General features: G+C 42.5%; 3 protein-coding genes and 1 pseudogene. 2 read left to right on the top strand and 2 right to left on the bottom strand.

Annotated features, from left to right (window positions below):
- Positions 1 to 73 precede the first annotated feature (73 nt).
- Complete coding sequence (gene panP, locus ACE1SE_RS08195) at positions 74 to 1,747, top strand: pyridoxal-dependent aspartate 1-decarboxylase PanP (RefSeq protein WP_374053394.1); 1,674 nt, start codon at positions 74 to 76, stop codon at positions 1,745 to 1,747.
- A 148-nt stretch (positions 1,748 to 1,895) separates the two neighbouring features.
- On the opposite strand, the gene sfnG is transcribed toward panP, so the two are convergent.
- Entirely contained in the window at positions 1,896 to 2,978 is a 1,083-nt protein-coding gene (gene sfnG, locus ACE1SE_RS08190) for a dimethylsulfone monooxygenase SfnG (protein WP_374053393.1), read from the bottom strand.
- A gap of 561 nt (positions 2,979 to 3,539) precedes the next feature.
- On the opposite strand from sfnG, the gene ACE1SE_RS08185 reads away from it, so the two are divergent.
- On the top strand, positions 3,540 to 4,649 hold the full coding sequence (locus ACE1SE_RS08185) for an S-(hydroxymethyl)glutathione dehydrogenase/class III alcohol dehydrogenase (protein ID WP_374053392.1): 1,110 nt from the start codon (positions 3,540 to 3,542) through the stop codon (positions 4,647 to 4,649).
- A 67-nt stretch (positions 4,650 to 4,716) separates the two neighbouring features.
- On the opposite strand, the pseudogene ACE1SE_RS08180 reads toward ACE1SE_RS08185, so the two are convergent.
- Positions 4,717 to 4,849: pseudogene (locus tag ACE1SE_RS08180) on the bottom strand (IS1 family transposase); the annotation flags it as partial.
- Positions 4,850 to 5,000: the final 151 nt, after the last annotated feature.

The raw sequence follows: 5,000 nt of genomic DNA, 5'->3' as shown, positions 1-5,000 counted from the left end.
TAAATAAAGCTACTGAACCGTATGTGGAAGAAAAACATGTTCTATATTATTAGTGACCCTAAAGAGGCAAACTATGCGGTATTTTCCTGACAGCCTGAATCACGACGAAGCGGATAAAAAAGCGCTTAACACTCACTGTCTGGATGAGCAAGAGTGGCAAGCACTGCTCGACCAGTTTATTTCCTGTACCGGTGAGGAAGATCTGGCCGGACTGGAAACGGAAATTGCTAGTGACCCTGTCACTTATTGTCTCCGCGGGTTAAACAAACCCATACGTGAACTGGCGGAACTTGAAAGTCAGTTCTCTTCTGTGATTATCCCTGAATCTCCGGTTGATGCTGGGGCATATGCCCAGCATCTGAGCGAAAATATCCTCAATCAGGTTGTGCCTGTATCATCACCTACCTTTGTTGGTCACATGACATCGGCTCTTCCCAGACATTTGCCTGCACTTGGCAAGATAGTGACAGCCCTGAATCAGAACCTGGTCAAACAGGAAACATCGCATATTTTAACTGTGCTGGAACGCCAGGTTCTGGGTATGATGCACAAGTTGGTATATCACAGTGATGAAACTTTTTATAAACAGTGGCTTCACAGTAGTGATCACGCTCTGGCGACCTTCTGTTCTGGTGGAACTGTGGCTAATTTAACCGCCATGTGGGCGTGCCGAAACCAGCTTATGCCGGCTGACGGAGATTTTGCTGGTCTTGCACGTGAGGGATTAGCCAGAGGGCTGATTCATTATGGCTATAGTGGCTTAGCCATTCTGGTATCGGAACTGGGGCACTATTCGCTGAAAAAAACAGTGGATATCCTTGGGTTAGGACAAAATGCCTTAATAGAAGTTGATGCTGACAGAGATGGACGGATCTGCATTGATGCCCTCCTCACACAGCTACAGAAACTACGCCAACGCAATATCAAACCCATGGCTATTGTCGGGATAGCTGGCACCACAGAAACCGGTTCCATTGATCCACTGGACATTCTGGCGGATATCGCTGAACAGGAACAGTGTCATTTCCATGTTGATGCCGCCTGGGGCGGAGCGAGTTTGCTGTCCGGCCGCTACCGGCATTTATTTACCGGTATCGAACGTGCTGATACCGTGACAATCGATGCTCATAAGCAAATGTATGTCCCCATGGGAGCAGGTATGGTGTTATTCCGTCAACCCACCCTGACCGGCGCCATTGCCCAGCATGCTAATTATATTGTGCGCAAAGGATCGAAGGATCTGGGCCGTCATACTTTGGAAGGTTCACGCAGTGCAATGTCGCTGATGTTACACAGTAACTTCCACCTGCTTGGCCGCCAAAGATTGGCTGGCCTGATAGATGCAAGCATTGAGAAAGCGCAACAATTTGCCGATCTGATCCGCCAGCAAGAAGATTTCGAATTAATCAGTGAGCCGCAGCTTTGTCTGTTGACCTATCGCTATGTGCCACCAAAGGTGTTACCGGCATTACGGGAAGGTTCAGAACAGGTGAAACAACAGCTGCATGCATTAATTAATGCACTGAACCAGAATATCCAGACAATGCAGTGGTCTGCGGGAAAATCTTTTGTCTCACATACTAGTCTCAAACCTGTGCAATGGAATCGACAACCTACAACAGTTTTGCGGGTCGTACTGGCAAATCCTCTGACTACATTAGCAATACTCGAAAATATGCTTGAGGAGCAGCGTCAGCTAGCACAACAAAGCCCGTTCTGGCAAACGCTACACAATTTAATCAGTTGAACGTATGGTCTGATATCACATATTCGTTTGGTTGATTCATATACCCAATAGATTTCAAGTGGCAGCATAGCGGCTGTTTGAAATCTATTGGTTTTTTTATGAATACAAAACGCAAATAACACATCGTTTAAAAACAATAAATGGTTATTCAATCAGCTTGTTGTTCCAATTCTCTAACAAGTGGGATCACGTTTCTCCCAAAATACTCTAGCTCTTCCTGCATATGCAAAAATCCAAGCAACATCAAGTTTACACCGGCCTTTTTATATTCAATAATTCGTTGAGCTATTTGTAATGGTGTGCCAATAAGGTTGGTTTTAAAGCCGTCATTATACTGTACAAGATCTTCGAAAGTGGATTTTGCCCAATTCCCTTCTTTTTCTGGGGATGCATTTCCCGCATTTTGGACTTCATGATGGAAACTTTTCACCGCTTCAAAATCACTATTATCTAAAATATCCTGTAATACTGTGCGAGCCTCATTCTCATCATCTCGGGCAATAACAAAACCATTAACGCCTATTTTCACCTGATGATGATTCAATAACGCTTTAGCCCTGATATCTTCGATTTGTTTGTGAATATATTCCACACTACCGCCATTAGTAAAATACCAATCAGAAACGCGGGCAGCCATGTCTCTGGCAGCTCTGGAACTCCCTCCTTGAAAAATTTCCGGTAATGGTGTCTGTGGCTTGGGGTTTAAAACATAATCATGAAAACGATAAAAATCACCAGAAAAACTGAAAGCAGGTTGCGACCAGATCCCTTTCAAGCAACGGATAAATTCTTCAGAACGTAAATAACGTTCTTCATGATCCAACCACGGTTCACCAATCGCTTTAAATTCACCGCGAAACCAACCACTAACAATATTAACCGCAATACGGGCACCATAAAGTTGACTGATTGTTGCTATCTGTTTAGCGGCCAATACCGGTTTCCAAGGCCCGGGTAAAAGGGCTGCAATGATTTTCAATTTATTGGTTACTGAAAGCAGATCTTGCGAAAAAGTCATCGATTCATGCTGGTTTTCAGCACCATATCCAGCAGTGAATCTAATTTGGGTCAATGCATAGTCAAAACCTACCCTTTCGGCGATTTGAGCCAGGCTGCGATTATAATTATGCTCCCAATTAGTACGTTGCTGGATTTTACTTATCACCAATCCACCTGAAACATTTGGTACCCAATAAGCAAATTTAATGGGTTTAGAATTGAATTCAGCCATTAAACCTCCATGATTCGAAATCAAAATATATAGCTACGCGATAAGGATATTTATCATCTTCAATGGTTTTTATAGAATGAGTTAATCGATGAGATATATTATTAACAGGTCTCAATAAAACTTATTATTTTATTTTAAATAATTTACAAAAGACATTGTTTCTTTGTTTAAAATCAATTGACCATGCTATTCTTTTATAAAAATTTCTATAAATTTCAAAAAATATCCTTACTGTTCACTTTTCACCAAAGGGAATAAAAAATGAAAATTGTTCACTTAACATATCCGCTTAACCAAACACCAAGAGCAAAAAATAGTTGATAAAAATCCATATGATAACTTCGGTTTTATTTGTAAAAAACCACACAAACCCTCTAATCTTATTAAGATTGAATTAGTTCCAGGAACCGGCGATATTGCATAATGAAGTGATATTGATGCGTATAAATATTTTTTATTGATTGATTGGTTATGGTTTAAAAATAAAATCAAACTATACGGATAATATCCAGATAAATAGAAGTATTAAAATATTCTGTGCAAAAATCAAAGAGGGATTATATGAAATCACGTGCTGCCGTTGCCTTTGGGCCAAACAAACCACTCAAAATTATCGAAATTGACGTTGCTCCACCAAAAACAGGTGAAGTAATGATAAAAATCAGCCATACGGGTGTCTGCCATACGGATGCTTTTACCCTTTCAGGTAGCGATCCTGAAGGAATATTCCCTGTTATTCTGGGGCATGAAGGCGCTGGGGTCGTTGTCGAAGTGGGTAAAGGTGTCACAAGTGTAAAACCAGGTGACCATGTCATTCCATTATATGCGGCGGAATGTGGCAAATGTGAGTTCTGTCAGTCTGGGAAAACTAACCTTTGTATCGCAGTCCGTGAAACGCAAGGTAAGGGCCTCATGCCAGATGGCACAACCCGCTTTTCTTACAATGGACAACCTATCTATCATTACATGGGGTGTTCCACTTTCAGTGAATACACTGTCGTTGCTGAAGTATCAGTGGCAAAAATAAATCCAACTGCAAACCATGAACAAGTTTGCCTATTAGGCTGTGGTGTCACTACGGGTATCGGTGCCGTACACAATACAGCCCAAGTACAGCCGGGAGATTCTGTTGCCGTTTTCGGACTGGGTGGGATTGGTCTGGCCGTTGTTCAGGGTGCTCGTCAGGCAAAAGCAGGACGCATTATCGCCATTGATACTAATCCAACTAAATTTGAACTTGCCAGACAATTTGGTGCCACTGATTGCCTCAATCCCAATGACTACGACAAACCTATCCAACAGGTCATTCTGGATATGACCACATGGGGTGTTGATCATACTTTCGAATGTATCGGTAATGTCAATGTCATGCGTGCCGCTCTGGAAAGCGCACACCGAGGATGGGGACAATCAGTCATAATCGGTGTAGCGGGCGCTGGACAAGAAATTTCCACCCGTCCATTCCAACTTATTACCGGGCGTACATGGAAAGGCACAGCTTTCGGTGGTGTAAAAGGACGCAGCCAGTTGCCAGAAATGGTGGAAAAAGCCATGAAAGGTGAAATCGAACTTGCCCCTTTCGTTAGCCATACGATGCCTCTGGAATCCATTAATGAGGCTTTCGATCTGATGCATGAAGGTGAATCGATCCGAACAGTCATTTACTACTGATTAAGTTTGGATCGTAAACAGAAAACCGTGTTGCAAGCCAACACGGTATCTGGGTTATGATACCAACTTATTGATAGTGATGAATGTTTAAATAATTCCCTATGACCCTGTCACGTATTTCTATGGATTTTGAAAAAAATCAACGTTTTGCGAATCAGTCTTGCTAAGTGTTGACGAAAATTCAGATTAGCTCTCTCTAGGCCAATTCCCATCACACGCGCTGTCGCCCGGCATCCCATTCCATTCATGGCCAGAGCGACAGCGCCCATACTCTTCGCCATCTGAATGTTCTTCAAATCGACATCTATACATGATTCAACAAATTGATGTCATGACCAATTCGGGAAATTA

It is taken from the genome of Xenorhabdus taiwanensis (assembly GCF_036512875.1).
GTDB lineage: Bacteria > Pseudomonadota > Gammaproteobacteria > Enterobacterales > Enterobacteriaceae > Xenorhabdus > Xenorhabdus taiwanensis.
Note: the sequence above shows the minus strand (reverse complement) of the source record. Positions and strands in the feature narration are given on the sequence as shown.

Excerpts from the sequence above, each read along its gene's own strand:
- panP (WP_374053394.1), top strand. The coding sequence starts at position 74 with ATGCGGTATTTTCCTGACAGCCTGAATCACGACGAAGCGGATAAAAAA.
- sfnG (WP_374053393.1), bottom strand. The coding sequence starts at position 2,978 with ATGGCTGAATTCAATTCTAAACCCATTAAATTTGCTTATTGGGTACCA.
- ACE1SE_RS08185 (WP_374053392.1), top strand. The coding sequence starts at position 3,540 with ATGAAATCACGTGCTGCCGTTGCCTTTGGGCCAAACAAACCACTCAAA.